Genomic DNA, 23554 nt, shown 5'->3' with positions numbered 1-23554 from the left:
TGCGTTCAGACGCGAGACGGCGCGCGCACCGCGTCAGGCACACATGCCCGCCACCGGTTATTGTCCGGAGCCGCTCGCGCTCACCGGCGCATTGGGACCGCTTGGCGTGGGCGTGCCACCCGGCTGCGTCGCGGGCCCGGCGGCGCCGGCCGACGACTTGCCGGATTTCATTTTGCGATCGTGCGTGGCTTTATGTGCGGGCGCTGTCTGCACATTGTCCCCTGCATTGAGGCTCTGGGAAGAACTTGGCTGATTGCCTTGCGCAAACGCACTGGAAGAAAACATGGCGAATGCGCCCACCACACAAAAGATAGCGTTTTGTTTCATCACGACTCCGGGAAGTTCTGGCCAGCTAGCATTGAAGGAAATACCGACGCCCTGGCCAGACAGTTTCGGGGCGCGCGGCGACGGGCAAGCGAGCAAGCGCTATGCCGCCGCCCGGCTGCCCATCCGGAAGATGCGCCGACCAAGCGGCGATGCGGCGCTAACGGGCCCGATGTTCAGCACCCGTCGCTTCTTCGTCGAGCGTCTTTGAGTCTTAAGAAGGCCCCATAAATTTCGACCCCATTCGGTCACGCCTATGCGGGCGTTGCTAACGCCTATAAAATTCCGACCGCATGACACCTTGGAGATGTCGATTTTGCTGCGCCCCGTTCGTCGTGCTGATGAAGGCGTCGAATCTCTTTCGACACGATCCGAAACCCATCTTTTGACTGGAGAAAACCAATGCGCGTGATGGTCATGGTCAAGGCGTCCCCGGAATCGGAAGCGGGTCAAATGCCCAGCACGGAACTCATCGAGGCGATGGGCCGATACAACGAAGAACTGGTCAAGGCGGGCATCATGCTCAGCGGCGACGGACTGAAACCGAGCGTGAACGGCGTGCGCGTGAAATTTTCCGGCAAGGAACGCACGGTCGTCGACGGCCCGTTCGCCGAAACCAAAGAACTCCTCGCCGGCTACTGGATCTGGCAAGTGCAATCTATGGACGAAGCGGTCGAATGGGTACGCCGCTGCCCGAATCCGATGGTCAGCGACTCCGAAATCGAAATCCGCCCGTTCTTCGAGGCTGCGGATTTTGGCGAAGCGTTCACGCCCGAGCTTCAGGAGCGCGAACAACAGCTGCGGCAGCAGATCGAAACCAATCAGGGTACAGCGCGTAGTTGATCAGCAACGCGCGACAGCACGGTCCGGGGGTCGTCGCGCATTTGCGTTTAATGCCCCAGACCGGCGCTGGCAATCTGATGCTCCACGAATTGGGCGAATAACGCGTGCAGACGCGTCGTCGGATGCAGGTCGTCGGCAAACATGTAGGTCTGGTCAGCGTTGGGCGCAATGTAAGTTGCCGGCGAGCACAGCAGTGCTGTCTGGTCGGGCGTTTTCTTCGGATCGCAGGCAACGCCGGTGTTCGACACGGTAAAGCCATTGGCCCGGAAGTTCGCGATGATCTGGTTCAGCCATGTGTAGGCGTCGATCTGGATCACCTTGCCTTGCAGCCCATCGCTCTGCAACGCGCCATTGAGCGTGCCGTTGAAGAGTTGGGAAAGCTGTGTCAGGTTGGCCCCGCCGTCGGACGACGCGATGCCGCTGGGTGACAATCCGACGTTCGGCAGATTCACCACAACCACATGAGCGGCGCCGTTCTGCACGATCTGCCCGACGAGCTGGGCCAGCGTGATCGCCGCCGTCTGGACAGGCTGGGCGGCGGCCGGCAATTGGCCGGCCCTGAGCACATCGTTCGCCCCGGCCCATACGAGCACCAGCTGATTCGCATTGAAGCTCTGGTGGGCGCTCAAATAGCTGGAAATCTGCTGATTGACGGGCATCTCGATGTTGCCGATCACGCTGGTCAGGAAGGCGCTCTGGTTCGCCGGCGTCGCCACCGTCGCGCCACCTTCCGCGTAGCCGAGGCCACTTTGCGCACTGAGCTTGTGTGTGACGTCGATCGTGTAAGCCGCGCTGAGCGTATCGCCGTAGTATTGCGCGACATTCTGGGTCCACACCTGGCCGGGATTCGTCGTGAACCGTCCGCCGCCAACCGCGTTGGCGATCGGCTGGTAAGTCCCGACGTCCGACAGGCTGTCGCCGAACGAGACGATTTGCAGATGGACGCCGCCCGCAGGCAAGGGGCTGCCGCTACTGCTCGCGCTGCTCGTACCACTGCCGTGCCCTCCGCCGCATGCCGCAAGCAGTGAGATCGTGATGGCAAAAACTGCAGCACGTGCCTGGTCGTTGATTCCTCGCATCATTCCTCCTGCCTGAACGGTCGGGCGCTTCAGCCATGTGACGAGGTTCGCCCGGCCGCGCTATCGCGATAAGCATCCCAATGACGCAAAAAGCGTGCGCCCTCGCGCGCAGTGCCGACTACCCCTTACGTCCGGCGTCGTGCGGATCGTTCAGTCGAATGGGTGCGACGCTGCGGCGGAAATTGAAACTGTGTGCGAACAGCGATGAATGACGAAAACTTTGCAGCGCGTCATACCGGCAGGTACTAACTTGTCAGAACTAAGTGGGCGGCGCGACGAGCTCATTTTCAAAACGAGACTCGGTGGGGTCGACAACGTCGTCTGATCAAAAGTGCCAAAGTACCAAGGTCGAATACATTAGAAGTTTCAATCCAGACATTTAAACGATCTTCCAAACAATGTGATGCCGGATCTTCGAATTCAGAGCCACAACTCAGAGCCGCAAATGCCGCGTTGCGACAGGGTTTCCGCCATCTGCAAGAAACCGCACAGTACAGGTCGCTACTACCCATCGTCGTCATCTGTTCGGTTGCGCACATCATGTCGGAATGCAAAAGAATAGTTTTCATGACGATCAGGTTTCGAAGACTGTAGGACGTCAACTATGCAAGCCATGCCGGACGAACGGAGTCATAGCGTCGCAAAGCGCATTCGAATCGACGACGGGGTCGCTCTCAAATCTTTTCACAGCGTGATTCCTGCCGAAACGATCGCCGAGATCAACAAGGCCATCGATCATTCGTTCGGTAACGTGCCGCAACGTTCCCAGTCGGGCGCCATGGTGGCCGCGATGCTACGTCGTGACGATGCCTTTCGGCGGCTCGAGGCAACCATCTGTGCTAATGCACGAGCGGCCGCCGCGAGGACCGGGCAAACCGGGTTGCCTTTGGAACCGTTTCACGTGCTGCGGTTTGCGAGCAGCGCAACGCTCGCGGAGAGTCATTGCCGCCATTACGATTCCCACCTGCTGACCTTGCTGATTCCGTTGCAGCTCGCGCCGGATGGCGTGTGCAACGGCGACCTGGTCATGTATCGGCGGCCCCGTCTGTCGGTCTCCACGCTGGGCAACATGATATGCAAGGCGCGTCACGGTCTGCAGCGCAGTCTGCCGTTCAAATGGCGTAAATGGCTGACGCTGCACGACCTGCATCGCGGCAACTGCTTGCGCATCCCGGTGCATCCGGGCAGCGTCTACGAATTCAACGGATTTGCGCTACAACATGCGAATCTCGATGTCGAAACCGGGCAGCGCCGTACTCTGCTGATTCATTACTATGATCCGGGCTATTCCCTGGGCCTGAGTGCGAGGCTGCGGCGCGAGCGCATCGTCGATGGTGTGTACCGATAGCCCGCGAGCGCTGCGACGCTCGCGCGTTGACATCTCAGAGTGCTGTACGTCAAGCATCAGCTCGCGTCCCCCCAAGCCGGCAGCAAGCTGCGATCCGGCAATTCGCCGATCCCTTTCAGCCGCTCGGCCATGAACTCGCGCAGCGCGCGAACCTTGGCCGAGAAGCGCCGGTTCGGCAGATAGGCCATGTAAATCTGCCGCCCCGTCAGCGCGTTTTCGAGCCGGTATCGCGGCAGCGCAACTTCGAGCTCGCCGCTCACCAGCAGGTCGCGAATCAGCCAGATCTCGAACTCGGCGATCCCGAGTCCGGCCCGCGTCGTCTCCAGCAGCAGTTCTGAATGATCCGACTGCAGGTTGCCCGACGGCAGCACGGACTGCACCGTCGTTCCATCCGACAGATGCCAGCGCAAATCGCCCTCCGGATGCAGATAGCGCAAGCAGTTGTGCTGCGCGAGCTCGGCGGGCGTGTTCGGCCGCCCGCGTCGTGCGAAGTATGCGGGGCCGCGCACAGAATGCTGTCGTTGCGCGAGATCGGCTGGACGATCAGGTTGTCCAGGTAATTCTCGCCCTCGTGGATGTCCAGGTCGAAGCCGCCCATCACCATGTCGTTGTGGTTGTCGGTCAGACGCAGATCGAGCTGCACGGCCGGGTATAGATCCAGAAACGGCGCAATCAGGGGCGCCAGGTAACGGCGCCCGAACGCAACCGGTGCGGTCAGCCTCAACGGCCCGCTGGGCGCCGAATCCAGCTCCGCGACCACCCGCAGCGTGTCGTCCAGATCCGCGATCATCGACACGGCCCGCGCGTGATACAGCGCGCCCGCCTCGGTCAGCGCGACATGGTGAGTCGAGCGGTGCAGCAGCGGCACGCCCAGCATGTCCTCGAGTGCGGTGATCTTGCGCGCGATCGTCGACGTCGCGACCTTCAGCTCACGCGCCGCAGCCGAAAAACTGCCCAGTTCGACGATCCGTAGCAGCGCGCGCATCGCGCCAAGGTGGTCGAGGCCGACTTCTTTAGTCTTCGTCGTTGACATGGGCTTGTTGCGTCCAGTGCAAAACCATTTTCTAAATTACGTCCAAGTGCTTTATTTTGCAATAATTAAACTCGGCCTTGTCTGTTCCACCGTGAAAAGAACGCAATGACCCTTCCTTCGCACGTCCCGCTCGTCGTCGCTACCCGAAACGCTCACGTCGAGCGCATCCATTGGGGATCGGTGGCCGTGGTCGACGCCTCCGGCGCGCTGCTGGCCCACGCGGGCGATCCTCACGCGTGGGTGTTTTCGCGCTCCACCCTCAAGCCGTTTCAGGCGCTGCCGTTCGTGCGCGACGGCGGCCCGGACCATTTCGGCTTCACCGACGCCGAACTAGCGCTCTCCTGCGCGAGCCACGGCGGCGAGGACATTCACGTCGACACGGTCACCGCGATGCTCGCGAAGATCGGCATGGCGGAAGCCGACCTGCGCTGCGGCGTGCACATGCCGGACCACTACGGCGAGAACGATCTGCCCCCACGCGGCAGCGTGTTCGACCAGCGTCACCATAACTGTTCGGGCAAGCACACCGGCTTTCTCGGCTATTGCTGCATGCACGGCTATGCGCGCGCGAGCTACCTGGAGCGCGATCACCCGCTGCAGCGGGAAATCAGCCGCGAGGTCGCGCGTCTTGCGGATCTCGCGGAGTCCGAGCTGTGGCATGGCATCGACGGGTGCAGCGCGCCGAACATCGGCATGCCGCTGTCACGCCTCGCGATGATGTGGGCGAAACTCGCCACCGGCGAATCCGGCGCGGGAGCGAGCAACGACGCGGCGCTCACGCGCATCTTCGCGGCGATGGCGGCGCATCCGCGCATGGTGTCGGGCACGGGCCGCTGCGATCTCGCGCTCGCCGAGGCGTCGGGCGGCGACTGGGTCGCGAAAGTCGGCGCCGACGGCGTGCACACCATCGGCGTGCGCAGCACCGGCGTCGGCGTCGCGGTCAAGGTGGCCGACGGCGACTTCAGCGCCGTTTACGCCACCACCATCGCGGTGCTACGGCAGCTCGGCCTGCCGCTCGACGTGCAGAGCGCGCCGCTCGCGAAATGGGCCGATCCGCTGCTGCGTAACGTGCGCGGCATCGAGGTCGGGCAACTCAAGGCAACGGTGCAACTCACATGGGCATGAACGACGGCGCACACCTCAGCGCGGCCGCGCCGCTCGTGTCGCTGCGCGGCGTGAACAAGTCGTTCGGCGCGCAGCAAGTACTGTTCGACATCGATCTCGACGTCGCGCCGGGTGAAGTCGTCGTCGTGATCGGGCCGTCGGGCTCGGGCAAGTCGACGCTGTGCCGCTGCATCAACCGGCTGGAGACGATCGACGCCGGCGAAATCCGGCTTGCGGGCGAACGCCTGCCGGAAGAAGGCCGTGCGCTCGCGGGGATGCGCGCGCAGATCGGCATGGTGTTCCAGTCGTTCAACCTGTTTTCGCACCGCACGGTCTTGCAGAACGTCGCGATGGGACCGCGCAAAGTGCTGCGCCAGTCGCGCGCCGAGGCCGAGACGCAGGCCCGCCGGCTGCTTGCGCGCGTCGGTCTCGCGCACAAGGCCGACGCGGTGCCCGCCGAACTGTCGGGCGGCCAGCAGCAGCGGGTCGCGCTCGCCCGCGCGCTGGCGATGAAGCCGAAGGTCATGCTGTTCGACGAGCCGACCTCGGCGCTCGACCCCGAGATGGTCAGCGAAGTGCTGGCGGTGATGCTCGAGCTCGCGCAAAGCGGCATGACGATGGTCGTCGTCACGCACGAGATGGGCTTTGCGCGCCAGGCGGCGGACCGCATCGTGTTCATGGACGGCGGGCGCATCGTCGAAATTGCCGAGCCGCAAGCGTTTTTCCGCGCCCCTCGATCGGAGCGCGCACGCGACTTTCTCTCCAGAATTCTGGAGCACTGACTTTTACCGTTTTATCGATTGATCCGACAGGCCACGCCTGCTTTATAAAAGAGAGGAGATAGCACCATGGGTTTCAAATCGTTTGCGGTCATGGCGTCGTGTGTTGCCGGAACGCTCGTCGCGGCAATCGCGCCGGCCCACGCCGACAGCTTCCCGGCCGATTCGACGATGGCGAAGATTCACAAGAAAGGCAAGCTGGTAGTGGGCACGTCGCTCAATACGCTGATGTTCTCGGTGCGCAATCCGATGACCGGCCAGACCGAGGGCTTTGAAGGCGATCTCGCGCGCCTGCTCGCGCAGAAGCTGACCGGTTCCGCCGACAACGTCGAATGGGTCAAGACGACGACTGAAAACCGCTTGCCCTTCGTGCAGAACGGCCGCGTGGACGTGGTGATCGCCACACTGACCATTAACGACGCGCGCAAGAAAGTGATCGGCTTCGCGGGTCCCTATTACGTGGCGGGCCAGGACATCCTGACCCGGCGCGCCGACACGACGATCCACGGCGTGACCGACCTGGCCGGCAAGACCGCTTGCGTGCTGAACGGCACGACGGTCGAAGACAATGTGAAAAAGCTCGTGCCGCAAGCGAAGTTCGTCACCTTCAACGACACGGCCGCGTGCGTCGAAGGCGTGGCCGACGGCCGCTTCGACGCCTATGTCGATGACGGCGCGACGCTCGCGGGCGAATCGCTGCGTCAGCCGAACAAGTTCCGCGTCGTCGGCAAGCCGTTCACGCAGGAGCCGTACGGCGTGGGCGTAGCGAAGGACGACGCGGTGTTTCGCGAATGGATCAACGCGCAGCTCGAGCAGTCGATCAAGGACGGCACCTGGAACAAGCTGTACGCAAAGAATCTCGAAGGCCCGCTCGGCAAGCCGCAAGTGCCGACCATCGAGCGCTGATGCGCCTTCAATAGATGACGCGATGACTTCCCTGCTTGCGTTTGCGTGGCGCTTCATCGAAGCGATGGGCGTCACGCTCGAGCTCACCGCGCTGTCGTTCGCGATGGCGTTCGCGCTCGGCATCGCGTTGACCGTGATGTCCGTGGGTCCGCTCGCGCCGCTGCGATGGTTCGCCGCGACGTACATCGAAATCATGCGCATGACGCCGTTGCTCGCGCTGCTGTTGCTGTTCGTGTTCGGCTTGCCCAAGCTCGGCTTCATGTATTCGCTGACGGCGTCGTCGGTGCTCGTGCTCGGCTTTTACACCGCGGCATGGGTCGCCGAGGTGCTCAAGGCGGGCGTCAACGCGGTGCCCGGCGGACAGATCGAGGCCGCGCGCAGCATGGGCATGACTTTTTTGCAGGTGTTGTCGAACGTGGTGATACCTCAGGCGATGCGCACGGTGATTCCGCCGCTCGGCAACCTGTTCGTGAACCAGATCAAGGCTTCGTCGATCGCGGCCGCGATCGGCGTGTTCGACATCACCTATACGGCGCAACGTATCAACTTCGAAACCGCGCAGGCGGTGCCGACATTCGCGAGTGCGATGCTCGCGTACATGGCGTTGACGATTCCACTCGGCCAGCTGATGCGGCGCCTCGAACACAGAATGGCGGTGGCGCGATGAGCCGGCCCAACCCGCTCTACGAAGCACCGGGCCCGCTTGGGCGCATGCGGCAGCGGCTCGTTTCAGTGGCCAGCGCGCTTGCCGTGTGCGGGCTGCTCGTGGCGATCGACATTCGCCTCGCGGCGAGCGGACAGTTCGAAGCGGACAAATGGGCGATCTTCCTGCACTGGGGCACCGCCAAGTTTCTTTTCGACGGCCTCATATCGACGATCGAAGCGGCTGCCTGTGCGGCAGTCGTCGCGTTCGCGATGGCGTTTCCACTCGCGCTCTGGCGGCTCTCGAAGCGCTCCTGGATCCGTCAGCTCGCTGGCGCGTACATCGAGTTTTTCCGAGCGATACCCTTGCTGCTGCTGATTCTGTTCATGGTGATCGAGCTGCCCGCGCTCGGCTTGCACTGGCCGGCGCTAGGGTTTCTCGTGTTCGCGATGGCGCTGCATCACTCGGCGCTGACGGCCGAAGTCGTGCGCGCGGGCATTCTGTCGCTGCCGCGCGGACAGCATGAGGCGGCGCTCGCGCTCGGCATGCGGCCGTATCAGGCGATGCAGTATGTCGTGCTGCCGCAGGCGTTGCGCACCATGCTGCCGGCGTTGATCAGCTCGGTCCTCGCGATCGTGCAGGATACGTCGCTTGGCTATGTGATCCCTTACGACGAACTGCTGCACCGCTCGCAGGACGTGTCGAGCTATGCGCCGCAGTCGTTGTTGCAGGCCGCTTTCATCGTCACGATGATGTATGGCATGGTGAGCGCGGCGCTGCTTTATCTGAAGCGCTGGGCGACGCGCCGTCAGGGACGTGTGGTCGTGACGAACACTGCCGTCAGCGGTGTTTGCACGAGCGTGTGTCAGGCGACGGAGGTCGGGAAGGCGTCGGTGGCGCGGGTGCTGCCTACGGAATGATGGCGTAGCGCGGGCCGCGCGGCGACCGTGCGGTTCCGGGCTCGCGCGTTTAATGGGTCACACTGCCATGTAAGTCGGTGCAAGTGCGGTATGTTCTCTATCGCTAACCGCGATTTTCGGGAGCCGCCCATGCCTTCCCATGCTTTCCCGGGCCGCCGTAGCCGTTTTGCACAACGGCTCCGACTGCTGGCCACCCTGCCCCTCATCGCGTTGGGATTGCAAAGCTGCGCTGTCCCCAACGGCGACGCCGATGCGCACGCTGGACCGTATCAGGTGGAGATCCGCCGCACCGCGCTCGGCATTGCGCATGTGAAAGCCGACGACTGGGGCAGCCTCGGTTACGGTTACGGCTATGTGCAGGCACAGGATAATCTGTGCACGATGGCCGACGGCTTCGTCACTTATCGGGGCGAGCGTTCGCGCTACTTCGGTGCCGAAGCGCACCCCGGCTCCGAAGCGACCTTCGGACAACCCACCAATCTGAACGCGGACTTTTTCTTCCGCTTCATCGTCGACGATGCCGCCGTATCGCGCTACCGGCAAGGTCAGACCGCCCAGATGCGCGCGCTGATCGACGGCTTCGTGGCAGGCTACAACCGCTATGTGGGCGAACTCGCGCGCGGGGACTTTCCCGGTGCGCACGCAGCCTGCCGCGGGGCGCCCTGGGCCGGCAAGATCAGCAGCGCGGATATCTACCGGCGTCTGTACGCGGCGAATCTGGCCGGCGGCGAAACGCGCTTTGTAAATGCGATTGCGACTGCCAGGCCGCCGGTTGCGAATGTGCAATCGCCCGATGGGTTGCGTGAACCAGAGCCTGAAGAACGGCGTCGCAGCATCAGCAGCGAACTGTCCGCTGACGCGCTGCTCGGCTCTATTGGCGACCAAGCCGGAATCGGCAGTAACGCGCTCGCGTTCGGCGCGGACTCGACCCGCCGCGGCGGCGCGCTGCTCCTCGCCAATCCGCACTGGTTCTGGAGCGGACCCGACCGTTTTTACCAGGCACAACTGACAATCCCCGGCCAGCTCAACGTGAGCGGCGTGTCCTTTCTCGGCATACCGCTGATCGTGATGGGTTTCAATGAAAACGTCGCGTGGGCGCACACGGTCTCCACTGCGAAGCGCTTTGGCCTGTTCAGGCTGACGCTCGTGCCCGGTTCGCCGACCCGCTATCAGGTCGACGGCAAAACGGAAGCGATGACGCCCACGCAAGTGAGCGTCGACGTGCGCGCCGCCGACGGTTCGATCCACACCGTGTCGCGCACCCTGTATCGTTCGCGCTTCGGCCCGCTCGTCGACCTCGCCGCGAGGTCGCCCGCGCTGGCCTGGAATGCACAGCAGGCGATTGCGCTGCGCGATATCAATGCCGACAACTTCCGCGTGTTCGAAAACTTTCTCGAATGGAACCAGGCGAAGTCGCTCGACGACTTCATTCGCATCCAGAAGAAGAACGCGGCGGTGCCGTGGGTCAATACGCTGGCGATCGGCCGTGGCGATCCGCGCGTGTGGTACGCGGATATCGGCGCAGTGCCCAATGTGCCCGACGAGCTCGCGCAACGCTGCACGCCGCCCCTCGGCCAGGCGCTCGCGCAGTCGATGCCCGGCGTGCCGTTTCTCGACGGTTCGCGCAGCGAGTGCGACTGGCGCGATCAGGCGCGCACTGCGCAGCCGCGCGCCATGCCGGTCGCGCAGATGCCGCAGCTGCTGCGTCGCGACTATGTCGGCAATTTCAATGGCAGCTATTGGCTCAGCAATCCTGCTGCGCCGTTGACCGGCTACGCGCAGATCTTCGGCGCGACGAACACGCCGCAATCGCTGCGTACGCGCCTCGGTCATGGCATCGCGAGGCAATTGCTGGGCGATTCGACGGGCGTGTCCGCCGACGCGCTCGCCCGCGCCGCGCTCGACAGCCGTTCGATGTCGGCGCTGCTCTTCAAGCAGCCGGTGCTGGAGCGCGTGTGCGTGGGCAGCGACGGCGCGGCGGCTGGTGCGAAGACGGCTAAGAACGCCGCAGCCGACGGCGACGGACTGCATCAGGCTTGCACAGTCCTCGCAGCATGGGACGACACGGGCGCCGCCAACGCCGTCGGCGCGACGCTATGGGACGAATGGTGGCGGCGCATTGCGACGATTCCGCCCGCGCAACTGTATGCGGTGCCATTCGATCCGGCGCATCCGTTGACTACCCCGGCGGGCATCGCAGCCGATCCCGCGAGACTCGCCGCCATGCTGCTCGACGCGGCAGCGGCGCTGCACGAAGCAGGCATTGCGCTCGACGCACCACGCAGTGCCGCGCTCTATCTGCAACGCAACGGCGAACACATTCCGCTGTTCGGCGGTTGCGACGCAGGCGGCTACTTCACCGCCGCCTGCGCGGCCCATCCCTTCGATGCGCGAGCCTATTCGATGGACGTGGACGCAAGCGGCAACACGTACTTGCAGATCGTGTCGTTCGCCGACGATCAGGTGCGCGCGCGGACCCTGCTCCCCTCGTCCCAATCCGACGATCCCGCGTCGCCTCATTACGCCGACGCGACACGCTACTACGCCGCGCAGCGCTGGCTCACTGTTCCCTTTTCCGAAGCGTCGATCGCACGCGACCCCGCGTTGAGCGTGCGCACCTTGAGTTCCTCCGACGCGAACGCCCGCTAGTGCGCACGCTGGCCATACAATTCGCACAGTAGTCCTTATGCAAAGGCACGCGTCGGTTTGACAAGCCAGGCAAACGTTGTAATATCAGCGTGAGCTTTTTTCCGCCAGCTTGAAGCGTCGCGTCCGTTATTGTTTGCATCACTATGCAGTAGCAAAAAATAGCATCGGGCCCGCAGGCCTTACTTCGGCCAGCGAATGCATGTCGCATGTAAGCGTGGATTGGAATAGCGACTCCCGCAATGAGTAGTTGAACAGCACACGCGTCATACGCCGCCTGCAACGGCTTGAAAAATGTCGAAGGCCAGCGGCCGTAGAACCCCAACACTACGTCACCATCAACCGCACCACTGACAAGCAGGACCGCATGACCCCGGCGTGACACCGCATGATCCGTACCGCCATAAGACCGTAAGAATGCACCCGAACTGAAGCGCAATCAAAGAACGCCTTCACTGAGGAGTTTCTCTTGCCCCGCTCCGCGTCCAGCTCGTTTAGTCATCCTGTATTCATTCTGGTCGTCGCGCTGCCCCTCACGCTTTGCGCTTGCGGCGACAAACAGGGTGCGCCGGCGGCGGCCCTGCCGCAGCGTCGACGCGATGCTGCGCGCGCCGCTGCGCTGGCTGCTGGTGTTCGCGCTCGCCTGCGTGATCACCGCTTATCTGTTCGTGCGTCTGCCAGGCGGCTTTCTGCCCACCGAGGACCAAGGGCATCTGTTCATCACTTACACCGGCGCGCCCGGTTCCACCGAACAACGCACGCAGCAGGCGATCCGCCAGGTCGAAGCATTCCTGAGTCGACAGCCGCAGGTGCGTAACGTCGCGTCGGTGACGGGCTTTAGCTTCTTCGGCCAGGGACAATCGGCGGCGCTGTCCTTCGTCGACCTCAAGACGTGGAGCGAGCGCCCTGGCGAGGCGAACTCCGCGAGCGCGCTGGTGCGCCGCGCGAACGGCGCTTTCCGGCAGATACCCGAGGCGACCATCTTCGCGCTCGATCCGCCCGCGATCCCGTCGCTCGGCAACGCGACCGGTTTCACGATGAAGATCCAGGACCGCAGCGGCGTGGGCGGCGAAGCGCTGCAACAGGCCGCGCGGCGCATGATGATCGAGGCGTCGCAAAGCGACGTCCTCGCGGGCGTTCGCTCGGAGGGCATGCCCGAGGCCCCGCAACTGTACGTGGAAATCGATCGCGTCAAGGCACGCGCACTGGGCTTGCAGATCGGCCAGGTGAATCAGGCGCTGGCGCTGTCGTTCGGCGCGAATTATGTGAACGACTTCGTATTCGAGGGCAATGTGCTGCGCGTCATCTTGCAGGCAGCCGCCGAGCATCGGATGAGAGCGGAGGACGTGAGTGCGCTCAGGCTTCGCAACAACCACAACCAGATGGTGCCGTTTTCGGCGTTCAGCCGCGTTCGCTGGATTTCCGGCCCGCAGCAACTCGAACGCTATAACGGCTTCCCGTGCGCGACTCTTTCGGGCCAGGCCGCCGCGGGCCGTTCGAGCGGCGCGGCGATCGCCGAGATGGAACGCATTGCGTCGCACGTACTGACCGGCAATCTGACGTACGAATGGACCGGTACGGCCTTCGAGGAGAAACAGGCCGGCGGGCAGATCGGCATGCTGCTCGGACTGTCGCTGGTGGTCGTCTTTCTGCTGCTGGCCGCGTTGTACGAAAGCTGGGCCATTCCCGTGGCGGTGCTGCTGATCATCCCGTTCGGCGTGATTGGCGCCGTGTTGCTGACAATGCTGCGCGGCCTGTCGGCGGACGTCTACTTCAACATCGGGCTCGTGACCATCATCGGGCTGGCGGCGAAGAACGCAATCCTGATCGTCGAGTTCGCGATCAAGGAGGAGTCCGAAGGAAGCGACGCCGTTACCGCCGCGAAGAACGGTGCACAGCAGCGCCTGCGCCCGATCCTGATGACCAGCGTCACGTTCGTGTTGGGCATGATGCCGCTTGTGCTCGCCACCGGCGCGGGTGCGGCGAGCCGGCGCGCGGTGGGTACCGGCGTGATGGGCAGCATGTTGACCGCGACGCTGTTCGGCGTGTTTTTCACGCCGCTCTTTTATGTGGCCGCGCGCCGCTGGCTGAGCCGCAAGAAGCGCGACAGCGATCCCGACCATCTGGACGCGGCGCCGCAATCTGCACCCACGCCAGCTCATGGCGGACCAGGCGGAGGACCGCATGATGCTTGAGCGAATGCTGCTCCCGCTCGTCTGCTGCTCGCTTGCGGCGTGCAATTTCGCGCCGACGTACCGCCAGCCCGAGTTGCCGATCGCTGAACGTTTCGACACACCGGCGTTGCCCACTTCACCAGCCGCACCGGCCTCGCCGAACTCACGTCTGGCAGCCGAGGTCGACTGGCAGACCTTTTTCGCCGATCCGCAATTGAAACTGCTGATCGCCACGGCGCTCGAACGCAACCGCGACCTCGCCGCGTCGGTCGCGCGCATCGAGCAGGCGCGCGCGTTCTATCGCATCCAGAATGCCGCGCGCTTTCCGCAGCTGAACGTGAACGCCGGGTCGACCCGCACCAAGGCGCCGCTCAGTTCGATCGAGCCGGAACTGGGCGACACCGGCATGTCGATTCAATTCAATCAATACAACGTTCAGGCGGCGGTGAGTTCGTTCGAACTGGACTTCTGGGGGCGTGTGCGCAACGTGAGCGATGCCGCGCGCCTCAGGTATCTGTCGAGCGTCGAGGCGCAGCGCGCATTCCGTTTGTCGCTGATCGGCAATGTCGCGGCCAGCTACTATGCGATCCGTTCCGGCGAAGAAGGCATCGCGCTCGCCGAGCAGACGCTTGCGAGCCGCCGGTATGCGCTTGCCGTCGCGCAGGATCGTCTGGACGCCGGCGCGACCTCGATGGTCGACTACGAGCAGGCCGCGATCCTCATGACTCAGGCGCAGACCCAGTTGGCGGAACTGCAAAGAACGACCGAGCAGCAGCGTAACCAGCTAGTCGTGCTGGTGGGCGGTCCGTTGAACCAAGAGTCAGGGGATGCGCTGCGCTGCGCAGCGCATCGCCAATCGCCGACGCCAGACAGTTCAATGAACTGGACCCCGGACTACCGTCCGCGTTGCTCGTCAATCGGCCGGACATCCTGCAGGCCGAAGAGCAGTTGCGCGCCGCCGATGCGGATATCGGCGCGGCGCGCGCCGACTTCCTTCCACGCATCGCGTTGACGGGGAGTTTCGGTTATGCGTCGGCGGAACTGGGCGACCTGTTCGTGCCCGGCGGCCAGGCTTGGTCGTTCGGCGCGTTGCTCGCCATGCCGATCTTCGATGCCGGCCAGCGTCAGGCCCAACTCTCGCAGGCACACGCGCGGCGCGATGAACTGGTCGCCAATTATCAGCGCACGGTGCAGGTGGCTTTTCGTGAGGTATCCGATGCATTGATCGGACGGCAGCGCTACGCACAACAGATTGCGGCGCAGGAACAGGCTGTGCAAGCGCAACGGCAGCTCGCGGAAACCGCCGAGCTGCGTTACGAAAACGGTATTTCGATTTATCTCGAAGTGGTGGATGCGCGGCGCAATCTGTTCGATGCCCAACAGCAGCTCATTCAGCTGCGCGCAATAGCGCTGCAAAACAATGTGTCGCTTTACGTCGCGCTGGGCGGTGGGCCGGATCCGCCGCAAGAGGATGGTAACCGGCAGATCCGCTAAGGCACTGCGCGCGTCCCGGGACGCACAGTGCCGCCCTTCGCTGGATTGCTTGTTGAGATGCCGCCAGCAGATCAGCCCAGCGTTACGTTGACCGACGCTTCTTCACCATCGCGCACCACGGTGATCGAAACGCTGTCGTTCGCTTGCGCAATCAGCTGCCGAAGCTGTTCGACGCCGCGAATCACATGGCCGTCCACCGCAACGATGACGTCGCCAGCCTCAATGCCCGCCGCGGCGGCCGGACCGCTTACCTGCTGCACCACCACGCCGCCGGGCAGCGACGCTTCCTGGCGCTCGTCGTCGGTAAGCGGTCGCACTGCAACGCCCAGACGCGGACGCGCCTGCTCCGGCTGCTGCTGCCGCGCGCGGGGCGCAGCCGAGGCGATCTGCGGCGACTGCGCACCGACCGTGACCGACAGCTTGCGCTCGCCGCCGTTACGCCATACGTCGACCGTCGCGGTACTGCCCGGCGCGAGTTGCGAGACCTGTGCCATCAATTCCGTCGTGCTGCCGATCCGCGCGCCGTTCACGCCGACGATCACATCGCCCTCGCGCAAGCCGGCCGCCTGTGCCGGCCCGCTCGGATCGACCGAACCCACCAGCGCGCCATGCGTCGAGTCGAGGCCCAACTGCTTCGCCTGCTCCGCGCTAACCGGCTGTACGCCCACGCCGATGCGGCCGCGGGTGACATGACCGGTGCGCACCAGTTGGTCTTTCACGTGCATCGCCGCGTCGATCGGAATGGCGAACGAGAGCCCCTGGAAGCCGCCCGTGCGCGAATAGATCATCGAGTTGATGCCGATGACTTCGCCATTCAGATTGAACAGCGGGCCGCCCGAGTTGCCGGGATTGACCGGCACGTCGGTCTGGATGAACGGGATCGGGCTGTCGTCGGAGAACTGGCGTGCTTTTGCGCTGATGATGCCCGAGGTGACCGTATTGTCGAAGCCGTACGGCGAACCGATCGCGACCACCCACTCTCCGACCTTGCTGTCCGCCGGGTTGCCGATCTTCACGGTCGGCAGATTGGATGCTTCGATTTTCAGCACCGCGACGTCGGATGTCTTGTCGGTGCCGACCACCCGGGCGTGGAATTCACGGCCGTCCATCAACTTCACCGTGACTGTCTGTGCGCCTTCGACCACGTGGTTATTGGTGAGCACGTAGCCGTCCTCGCTGATGACGAAGCCCGAACCCAGCGCTTCGCCACCGCGTCCGGTCTCGCCGTTTTCGTCGGGCGAAGCAGCCTGCTTCGCGCCGATGTGCACGACCGCCGGGCCGTAGCGCGTCACGATGCTGGAGAAATCCGGCGCGGAAGAGCGCGTGCCGGTGATGCCAGACGAAGCGCCCGGCGCGGCGAGCTGTCCATTAGCATGACTAATTGATGCATCGGCTTCGCGATGGGTAATCGCATATGTGCCGGCAGCCGCGAGCGCGACGCAGACGGCAGCGCTGCCGCGCCAATATTGCTTGATGATCATAGGTTGGAGACGTTGCGGTGGGTTGCGGAAAGGATGCGTAATGTAGTGGCCTGCACTTAAGCGAAGCTTAAAGATGGTGAGCGATCAGGCGGTTCATCCGCACGCCAGCCGGCGCCGCAATGCGAGCACGCGGCGGGGCGGCCCGGCGCATGACAGCATGTGTGAGGATGCTCGCGACCGTCTTTCCGAAGCCGATGGCGTGTCTGAAACTTGCTCGCCTGCGGGCCCCTTTAAGTGAATTCCCCAGGATTGACCGCGCTCGACAGCGTTCCGATAATAACCATATTGTGGACTGTTTATCCATCATATGGACATTTCGAAAGAGGACCCGATGCCCGAGGCTAACCCTTCCGCCATGACGCCGTATCAGTTGCCGTTCCCGAAAGAAGCGCAGCAGGAGATCGTCGTTCCCTTCGCGATCCCCACCGATGAACGCCTGTGGGTTCCCCAGGCCGAAAACGTGTCGTTTCGCCCGCTGTGCCTGAACGCGTCGCAAGGCTACTGGATGAACCTGCTGCGGGTTCGCAAGTCCGGCGTGCTGAGCCGCCATCGTCATCCGCAAAGCGTGCACGGGATGGTCCTCAAGGGCCGCTGGCGTTATCTGGAGCACGACTGGGAAGCGAGCGAAGGCAGCTACGTGTACGAGCCGCCCGGCGAAACGCACACGCTCTACGTGCCCGACGACGTGGAAGAAATGATCACGTATTTCCAGGTGAACGGTGTGATGTTCTATTGCGACCCGTACGGCAACTACACGGGCTACGAGGACGTGTTCACCAAGATCGACATGTGCCGCAAGCACTATGCGGCGGTCGGCCTCGGTGAAGACTACGTGGACCAGTTCATCCGATGAGTTCGCCGGCTGCGATGAAGACCGCAGCGCGCGCGCAAGCGTCGCCGTCCCGCTTGCAGACGATGATCGACATAAACGCGACTGGCACGACAGCAGAAGTCGCCGCCAAGTATTTGTTCGGATTCCGGTGCATTTAGCATGGGCGCGATTGTCGATCGGTCCGTCGGACGGGGTGCGCCCTGGTCCGCCGCTGAACCGCGCCTGCATCGTCGTTGCTTCGCTTCTTTACCCGTACTATTCCAATCATCCAGCAAGTCCCTTGCTCCGGAGACAACCATGCTTCAGAAGTCGCAGCGTCTGAAACGTATCCAGCTGGTCGCAGTCGTCTTTCTGACGATCGCAGGCATCGTCAACTATCTCGATCGCAGCACGCTGTCGATCGCCAATCATCTGGTGAGCGAGGAGCTGCATCTGTCGGCCTCGCAAATGGGCTTGCTGCTATCGGCGTTTTCGTTGTCGTATGCGTTCTCGCAGTTGCCGGTGGGCGCGCTGCTCGACCGTTTCGGCTCGCGCGCGATGCTCGGGCTCGGCATGCTGGTGTGGTCGATCGCGCAGATGGCGGGCGGCTTCGTCCAGACGCTCAATCAATTCCTCACCGCGCGCGTCGTGCTCGGCGTGGCCGAGGCGCCGCTGTTTCCCGCGGGCGCCAAGGTGGTCAACGAATGGTTCGCGATGCGCGAGCGTGGCCGGCCGACCGGCACCTTCATCTCGTCGTCGACCATCGCGCCGATGATCGCCCCGCCGCTGCTCACGGTGCTGATGCTCGCGTTCGGCTGGCGATCCATGTTCATCATCATGGGCGTGCTCGGCATTCTCGTGGCGCTCGGCTGGTACGTGGTCTACCGCAATCGCGACCAGGTCGCGCTCACCGACGCCGAAACCGCGCACCTGGACGAAGGCACGCGGATCGTCGAGCGTCCGGCCGGCCTGAGCTTCGCCGAATGGGGCGCGCTGTTCAAGCTGCGCAATACCTGGGGAATGATCTTCGGCTTCATGGGCGTGATCTACATGGTCTGGCTGTACCTCACGTGGCTGCCCGGCTATCTGGAGAAAGAGCGTCACCTGAGCATCGCACACACGGGCTGGCTGGTATCGATTCCGTACATCTTCGGCACCATCGGGATGCTCAGCAGCGGTCTGATCGCCGACTATCTGCTCAAGCGCGGCATGGCGCCCATCCGCAGCCGCAAGTGGCCGCTTTGCATTGGCCTGATCGGCGCGGCGGCGTTCACGGTGCCCGCCGCGTATACGCCGAGCACCACGCTCGCGATCGTCTATGTGTCGTGCGCGATGTTCTTCGTGAATATGTCGAGCGGCACCGCCTGGGCGTTAGTCAGCGTCGCTGCGCCTCGCCATCTGGTGGCCTCGCTCGGCAGCATGCAGAACTTCGGCGGCTATCTGGGCGGCTCGTTCGCGCCGGTCATCACCGGCATCGTCGTGGATCAAACGCACTCGTTCGTCAATGCGCTGCTGATCAGCGCGGGCGTGGCATTCGCGGCCGCCTTCGTCTATCTGTTCGTTGTCAAGGAAGTGGCGCCCGCGCCGCTGCCCGAGGCGGTCAACACGCAACCCACCTGAGCACTCGTTGCTGACTCACATGACCTTCCAGAATCAACTACTCCAGGGCAAGGCTGCGCTCGTCACCGGGGGCTTCTCCGGCATCGGCGCGGCGATCGCGAACCAGCTCGCGCGGCTGGGCGCGAAAACGGTGACCGCGGGTTTGCCGCTGCCCGAGGGCACGCCTGACACGCTCGACGCCACTATCCAGCGCGTCACCCTGGACGTGCGCTCGGGCGACGACGTGGCCGCCGCGTTGCGGGCGTTCGAGCGACTCGACATCGTGGTGAACTGCGCGGGCGTGATCAGCCGCGTCGAAGAACATCGCATGGAGGTCTTCGAGCGCGTGCTGGACATCAACCTGAACGGCACGATGCGCGTGTGTTCGGCTGCGCGAGACTTGCTGAAGGCGTCGTCGGGCTGCATCGTGAACACGGCGTCGATGCTCAGTTTCTTCGGCGGCGGCCTCGTGCCTGCGTACAGCGCGAGCAAGGGCGGGGTCGCGCAGTTGACCAAGTCGCTCGCGCTCGCTTATGCCGCTGACGGTATTCGCGTGAATGCGATCGCGCCGGGCTGGATCGCGACGCCGCTGACACAGGCGTTGCAGGACGACGTCGGCCGCTCGCAAGCAATTCTGGAGCGCACGCCGATGCGTCGCTGGGGCACGCCCGACGAAGTCGCGCAGGTCGCCGTATTTCTCTGCACGCCCGCGGCTTCGTTCATGACCGGCGCGATCGTGCCCGTCGATGGCGGCTACCTGGTCGCGTGACGCCCGGGTGTCGAAGGAGATCACACGCGCCGGGATAGCCGCTCACTCCGGCAAGATTCCAGGCCGGAAAATGAAGGCATAATTGCTCAACCGTGCCCTACCCTAGCCTGATGTCGACCACCGATTCCAAGCCTTCCCCGAGCGTCGGCGCCGCCGATTCCAAAACCGTTGCGGGCGCTGCCGCGTTTTCCAAATTCATCGCCGTGCTGCAACTGATCGCCGACGCGCAGACGCCGCCTAACGTCGCGAAGCTGAGCGCGGCGAGCGGCTATCCGCGCCCTACCGTTCACCGTATCGTTGCTGCGTTGCAGGCCGAAGGGCTGATCGTCGGCACGTGCGCGGCGGGCAACACCTTCGGGCTCGGCCCGCGCCTCGTCAATCTGGCAAGCCGCAGTTGGGAGCGCTCCGACTTGCGCCTTGCCGCCGTCGACGCCTTGATGGAACTGCGCAACCTCACGTCAGAGACGATCCACCTGGCCGTACCGAGCCAGGGCGAAATGGTCTACATCGAAAAGCTCGAAAGTCCGCACGCGGTGCGCATGGCCTCGCGTATCGGCACGCGCGTGTCGCTGACGTCCAGTTCGGTCGGCAAGGCGTACCTTGCTACGCTCGGCGAGGCCGAACGCGAAGCGCTGCTCAAAGATGCGCCGCTTGCGCGCTTCACCGAACACACGATGACCACGCTCGACGAAGTGCGCAAAGAAGTGAACGCCACGGCGCAGCGAGGCTACGCCGAAGATCGCGAAGAGAACGAAGTCGCGATCTCCTGCTACGGCGCGGCGATTCGCGGCGTCGACGGACGCGCGGTGGGCTGCGTGAGCATCAGCATGCCGACGTACCGCAGGCAAGCCGACGCGCAAACGCGCTATATCGAACCGTTGCTGGCCGCTTGCAGAACCATCGCGGCGCGCCTCGGGCCGACTTCGGCGCGCTGAGCTTGCGCTACGACGCGATTCGAATAACGGGGTTACGCGTTTCGATCGCGCTGTCGGCGGCTCGTTGGCTCGTCGGCTCGTTGGCGCGCATGGGAAAGACAGCGCTCAGCCTTGGCCCGCGCACAGAGCCGCGCCACTGGCCGACACACGGAGCCGGGCACGAAACCTGCGTCTCGACAGACCCGTTGATCGCTTGCCGATCACGGGGTGAATCCGGGCCATGCGCTCGCGCTGTCCACGGGACGCTATGGGCGCACCCATCGAATCGAACTAGGAGAACAACAGTGACCCTGCTCATCTATCTGGCTGGCTGGATCATTCTGATCGGCGGCGTTTGCTGGGGATTGATGACCCTGCACGTGGCTCAACACACGATCGAAATCGTCGCTGTGATTCTGCTCGGCGTGGCCGTCATTACCGGCGCGACCCGCGCACGCAGTCGCGATCGTTCATAGCGGCGTACACGTCCAGCCAGCCCTGAGCTGCGTGGTCTCTCGCCGTACTGCTCTTTATCGTCGCTTCGCGTGCGATGCCGCGCAGGCCAACCGATGATTCTCCGAATATCGGCATCCCGTCGTTGCAGGCCCCACGCAGCCAACACAACTGCCGCTCCCGCCCTCGCACGCGAAGCTGTTATTCTTCCCTCTCCTTCGACCATCAGCTGGTCGCCGGCCGCCATCGGGCGGCCCCCCCGGCGGCGCTCGCGCGGCCGCTCTCCGACACACAGGAATTTGCATGTTCGGTTTTCTGCGTGGCTATTTTTCCAATGACCTGGCAATCGACCTCGGCACGTCGAACACGCTGATCTACATGCGTGGCAAAGGCATCGTGCTGGACGAACCCTCGGTGGTCTCGATTCGTCAGGAAGGCGGCCCGAATGGCAAGAAGGTCATTCTGGCCGTCGGCAGGGAAGCGAAACAGATGCTCGGCAAGGTACCCGGCAACATCGAGGCGATCCGCCCGATGAAAGATGGCGTCATCGCCGACTTCAACATCACGCAGCAGATGATCAAGCGCTTCATTCAGATGGCGCACGAGTCGCGCATGTTCGCGCCGTCGCCGCGCATCATCATCTGCGTGCCGTGCGGCTCGACCCAGGTCGAGCGCCGTGCGATCAAGGAAGCTGCGCATAGCGCGGGCGCCTCGCAGGTCTACCTGATCGAAGAGCCGATGGCCGCCGCGACCGGCGCCGGCCTGCCGGTGTCGGACCCGACCGGCTCGATGGTGGTCGACATCGGCGGCGGCACGACGGAAGTGGGCGTGATCTCGCTCGGCGGCATCGTGTACAAGGGCTCGGTGCGCGTCGGCGGCGACAAGTTCGACGATGCGATCGTCAATTACATCCGCCGCAACTACGGCATGCTGATTGGCGAGCAGACGGCCGAGGCAATCAAGAAGGAAATCGGCTCCGCGTTTCCAGGCTCGGAAGTCAAGGAGATGGAAGTGAAGGGCCGCAATATGTCGGAAGGCATTCCGCGCAGCTTCACCGTGTCCAGCAACGAGGTTCTCGAAGCGTTGACCGATCCCCTGAACCAGATCGTCTCCGCCGTGAAGATCGCGCTGGAACAAACGCCGCCGGAACTAGGCGCCGACATCGCGGAGCGCGGCATCACACTGGCGGGCGGTGGGGCACTGCTGCGCGATCTGGACCGGCTGCTCGCAGAAGAAACGGGGCTGCCGGTGTTCGTGGCGGAAGCGCCGCTGACTTGCGTCGTGCGTGGATCGGGGATGGCGCTCGAGCGGATCGAGAAATTCGGCGGAGCGTTTTCGTACGATTGAGCGAACGGGACGGGACGGCGCGTCGGCGACCGCCGCTTGCGGTCGCTCGCATTGCGCTGAAAGCGCGGACGCTGGGCCGTCGGTTCGCGTCCTCGCATCTCATGTGCACCCGACGCACGCTGTCCCCGCAGCGCGCATCACGCGCGGCACATCGATGGCGCGTATCGTGTGGCACAGTATCGTCAGGCCATTACGAGGCGTGCGCCACCGCACCGCCCCATGAGCGACATGACGACACTGCCCGCCTACGAGCCTCCGGTCGACGAAAACGAACTGCTGCTGAAGTGGATCCGCCGCGCGCGCGAATCGCAGATGAGCCACTACGACATGGCCGATCTGCTGTCCGCGCGCGAGCGCGGAATCGGCTGGCTCGTGACAGCATTGACCGCGTTCGTCGGCACCGCGGCGTTCGCGTCGCTGAGATTGGCCGCGGTGTCGATTGAAATGCGCATGTTCGTCGGGATTGTAAGCGTAGCGGCCGTGGTGTCGGCCGCCTTGCAGACCTTCCTTCGCTATGCGGAGCGTGCACAGAAGCATCGTGTGGCCGGCGCCCGCTATGGCGCCGTGCGCCGCAAGCTCGAAGCGGTCTTTGCCGGCGATCCCGACGCGCGCGACGGCCACTATCTCACCGCGATTCGCGACGAACTCGACCGGCTCGCGGAAGATTCGCCGAACGTGCCGCCGCGCATCTTCTACCGCACGCAGCGCACACTGTCGACGGACACGCCGCGCAGTCGCGATGCGTGAGCGATCGACCGTGAAGCGTCGTTGCATCGACGTGCGGCGCGAGCCGTTGCGCGACGAGTTGGCGAAGGCTGCCCGCGAACCGCGCAAGCGATAGAATCGTCCTGTTCGAAGGCTCCTTCAAACAGGACCGCGGCGTGCCG

General features: G+C 63.9%; 21 protein-coding genes and 1 pseudogene. 18 read left to right on the top strand and 4 right to left on the bottom strand.

Annotated elements, in window-relative coordinates:
* Positions 1-57 precede the first annotated feature (57 nt).
* Positions 58-327 carry a hypothetical protein gene (locus ABQJ48_RS17140; RefSeq protein WP_367839193.1) on the bottom strand — a complete coding sequence of 90 codons (270 nt, stop codon included), beginning with the start codon at positions 325-327 and terminating at the stop codon, positions 58-60.
* A gap of 399 nt (positions 328-726) precedes the next feature.
* Here ABQJ48_RS17140 and ABQJ48_RS17135 point away from each other — a divergent pair, with 399 nt between their 5' ends.
* Positions 727-1167 (top strand): YciI family protein, encoded by a 441-nt coding sequence (locus ABQJ48_RS17135; RefSeq protein ID WP_367839192.1) that lies wholly within the window; start codon positions 727-729, stop codon positions 1165-1167.
* A gap of 47 nt (positions 1168-1214) precedes the next feature.
* On the opposite strand, the gene ABQJ48_RS17130 is transcribed toward ABQJ48_RS17135, so the two are convergent.
* Positions 1215-2246, bottom strand: a complete 1032-nt coding sequence (locus ABQJ48_RS17130) for an SGNH/GDSL hydrolase family protein (RefSeq protein ID WP_367839191.1) — start codon at positions 2244-2246, stop codon at positions 1215-1217.
* Positions 2247-2850: 604 nt separating this feature from the next.
* On the opposite strand from ABQJ48_RS17130, the gene ABQJ48_RS17125 reads away from it, so the two are divergent.
* Positions 2851-3594 carry a hypothetical protein gene (locus ABQJ48_RS17125; RefSeq protein WP_367839190.1) on the top strand — a complete coding sequence of 248 codons (744 nt, stop codon included), beginning with the start codon at positions 2851-2853 and terminating at the stop codon, positions 3592-3594.
* 56 nt (positions 3595-3650) lie between these two features.
* Here ABQJ48_RS17125 and ABQJ48_RS17120 read toward each other — a convergent pair.
* Positions 3651-4627: pseudogene (locus ABQJ48_RS17120) on the bottom strand (LysR family transcriptional regulator).
* A 105-nt stretch (positions 4628-4732) separates the two neighbouring features.
* Here ABQJ48_RS17120 and ABQJ48_RS17115 point away from each other — a divergent pair.
* From ABQJ48_RS17115 to ABQJ48_RS17075, 9 genes are all read left to right on the top strand, one after another.
* A complete protein-coding gene (locus tag ABQJ48_RS17115) occupies positions 4733-5752 on the top strand; it encodes an asparaginase (protein ID WP_367839189.1) in 1020 nt (339 codons plus the stop codon).
* On the top strand, positions 5743-6513 hold the full coding sequence (locus tag ABQJ48_RS17110; protein WP_367839188.1) for an amino acid ABC transporter ATP-binding protein: 771 nt from the start codon (positions 5743-5745) through the stop codon (positions 6511-6513). The genes ABQJ48_RS17115 and ABQJ48_RS17110 overlap by 10 nt, the downstream gene beginning before the upstream one ends.
* A gap of 66 nt (positions 6514-6579) precedes the next feature.
* Positions 6580-7416 carry a glutamate ABC transporter substrate-binding protein gene (locus tag ABQJ48_RS17105; RefSeq protein WP_367839187.1) on the top strand — a complete coding sequence of 279 codons (837 nt, stop codon included), beginning with the start codon at positions 6580-6582 and terminating at the stop codon, positions 7414-7416.
* Positions 7417-7438: 22 nt separating this feature from the next.
* The gene (locus ABQJ48_RS17100) at positions 7439-8083 is read left to right on the top strand and encodes an amino acid ABC transporter permease (RefSeq protein ID WP_367839186.1); all 645 of its coding nucleotides are present in this window, start codon (positions 7439-7441) and stop codon (positions 8081-8083) included.
* The gene (locus ABQJ48_RS17095) at positions 8080-8979 is read left to right on the top strand and encodes an amino acid ABC transporter permease (protein ID WP_367839185.1); all 900 of its coding nucleotides are present in this window, start codon (positions 8080-8082) and stop codon (positions 8977-8979) included. The genes ABQJ48_RS17100 and ABQJ48_RS17095 overlap by 4 nt, the downstream gene beginning before the upstream one ends.
* Before the next feature lie 129 nt (positions 8980-9108).
* Positions 9109-11628 (top strand): penicillin acylase family protein, encoded by a 2520-nt coding sequence (locus ABQJ48_RS17090; RefSeq protein WP_367839184.1) that lies wholly within the window; start codon positions 9109-9111, stop codon positions 11626-11628.
* A gap of 560 nt (positions 11629-12188) precedes the next feature.
* Positions 12189-13820: an efflux RND transporter permease subunit gene (locus tag ABQJ48_RS17085; protein WP_367839183.1), complete on the top strand. Its 1632-nt coding sequence runs from the start codon at positions 12189-12191 to the stop codon at positions 13818-13820.
* Positions 13810-14811, top strand: a complete 1002-nt coding sequence (locus tag ABQJ48_RS17080; protein ID WP_367839182.1) for a TolC family protein — start codon at positions 13810-13812, stop codon at positions 14809-14811. The genes ABQJ48_RS17085 and ABQJ48_RS17080 overlap by 11 nt, the downstream gene beginning before the upstream one ends.
* Positions 14748-15293 (top strand): TolC family protein, encoded by a 546-nt coding sequence (locus ABQJ48_RS17075; protein ID WP_367839181.1) that lies wholly within the window; start codon positions 14748-14750, stop codon positions 15291-15293. Before ABQJ48_RS17080 ends, ABQJ48_RS17075 begins: the two co-directional genes overlap by 64 nt.
* 71 nt (positions 15294-15364) lie before the next feature.
* Here the strand turns inward: ABQJ48_RS17075 and ABQJ48_RS17070 are convergent, their stop codons facing one another.
* Positions 15365-16774, bottom strand: a complete 1410-nt coding sequence (locus ABQJ48_RS17070) for a trypsin-like peptidase domain-containing protein (RefSeq protein ID WP_367839180.1) — start codon at positions 16772-16774, stop codon at positions 15365-15367.
* A 331-nt stretch (positions 16775-17105) separates the two neighbouring features.
* Here ABQJ48_RS17070 and ABQJ48_RS17065 point away from each other — a divergent pair, with 331 nt between their 5' ends.
* From ABQJ48_RS17065 to ABQJ48_RS17035, 7 genes are all read left to right on the top strand, one after another.
* Positions 17106-17627 (top strand): 2,4'-dihydroxyacetophenone dioxygenase family protein, encoded by a 522-nt coding sequence (locus ABQJ48_RS17065; RefSeq protein WP_367839179.1) that lies wholly within the window; start codon positions 17106-17108, stop codon positions 17625-17627.
* 276 nt (positions 17628-17903) lie between these two features.
* The gene (locus tag ABQJ48_RS17060; protein ID WP_367839178.1) at positions 17904-19205 is read left to right on the top strand and encodes an MFS transporter; all 1302 of its coding nucleotides are present in this window, start codon (positions 17904-17906) and stop codon (positions 19203-19205) included.
* 19 nt (positions 19206-19224) lie between these two features.
* A complete protein-coding gene (locus tag ABQJ48_RS17055; protein ID WP_367839177.1) occupies positions 19225-19953 on the top strand; it encodes an SDR family NAD(P)-dependent oxidoreductase in 729 nt (242 codons plus the stop codon).
* 110 nt (positions 19954-20063) lie between these two features.
* Positions 20064-20888, top strand: coding sequence for an IclR family transcriptional regulator (locus tag ABQJ48_RS17050; protein ID WP_367839260.1), 825 nt, complete (start codon positions 20064-20066; stop codon positions 20886-20888).
* Positions 20889-21172: 284 nt separating this feature from the next.
* The gene (locus ABQJ48_RS17045; protein ID WP_367839176.1) at positions 21173-21343 is read left to right on the top strand and encodes a hypothetical protein; all 171 of its coding nucleotides are present in this window, start codon (positions 21173-21175) and stop codon (positions 21341-21343) included.
* A gap of 280 nt (positions 21344-21623) precedes the next feature.
* Positions 21624-22667, top strand: a complete 1044-nt coding sequence (locus ABQJ48_RS17040) for a rod shape-determining protein (protein WP_367839175.1) — start codon at positions 21624-21626, stop codon at positions 22665-22667.
* Positions 22668-22895: 228 nt separating this feature from the next.
* Positions 22896-23414 carry an SLATT domain-containing protein gene (locus ABQJ48_RS17035; protein ID WP_367839174.1) on the top strand — a complete coding sequence of 173 codons (519 nt, stop codon included), beginning with the start codon at positions 22896-22898 and terminating at the stop codon, positions 23412-23414.
* Positions 23415-23554: the final 140 nt, after the last annotated feature.

The sequence above is a fragment of the Paraburkholderia suaedae genome (assembly GCF_040812055.1).
In the GTDB taxonomy this organism is placed as follows: Bacteria; Pseudomonadota; Gammaproteobacteria; order Burkholderiales; family Burkholderiaceae; genus Paraburkholderia.
The sequence above is the reverse complement of the archived record's forward strand: the minus strand, read 5'-3'. Positions and strand labels throughout refer to the sequence as shown.